The organism is Streptomyces sp. SID14436 (assembly GCF_010548465.1).
GTDB lineage: Bacteria > Actinomycetota > Actinomycetes > Streptomycetales > Streptomycetaceae > Streptomyces.
Genome location: NZ_JAAGMD010000804.1, coordinates 1 through 623 on the forward strand (window position 1 = coordinate 1; position 623 = coordinate 623).

Annotated in this window: 1 protein-coding gene; it reads right to left on the bottom strand. The window is 77.5% G+C overall.

Annotated features, from left to right (window positions below; all coding sequences use genetic code 11):
• Positions 1-623: GNAT family N-acetyltransferase (locus tag G3I53_RS29165; RefSeq protein WP_164438947.1), on the bottom strand; the 623-nt coding region annotated here is incomplete at both ends.

The following is a 623-nucleotide window of genomic DNA, read 5'->3' on the forward strand; positions in this document are numbered from 1 at the left end:
AGCGGCGCGGTGCGCCGCCGGGCGAGCAGCAGCCGGCCGTTCACCACCGGCTCGGGCCGCCAGTGGTGCTTGTACGGCTCGTCGCCGCGCAGCAGGCTCAGCGTGGCGTGGGCACCGTCCTTGGTGTGCGTGGTGCACGCGTCGAGCAGCATCACCGCCACGTCCGCCCGCAGTTCCCGCAGCCGCGGATGCGCGCCGTACAGGTAGCCGCCCGCGACCTGCGGCGACATCAGCGTCACGTCCACGGCGACCACCTCCCCGTCCAGGCGGAACTCGGTGACCACCGCGTCCCCGGCCCGCACCATCGGGCCGACGGCGCCCGCCAGGTGGGCGCGGAACCGCGGGCGCAGGTGCTCCGGGGTGACCCGCCGGCCCGCCCACTGGAGCCGGTGCAGCTCCAGCAGCCGGGCCAGCGCCGCGTCCACCCCGTCCGGCGGGACCACGTGCCGCTGGACGCCCAGCCGGTCCAGCTTGCGGAGCTTGGCCCGCACCCGCTGCTGCGACTTCCCCGACGGCAGCCGGGCGACCAGCCCGGCCATCGGCACGGCGGGCAGCTCCAGGCACAGCGAGTCGTCCAGCCGGTGCCGGGGGCCGCGCCAGCGGGCGAGGACCCGCTCGGCGGC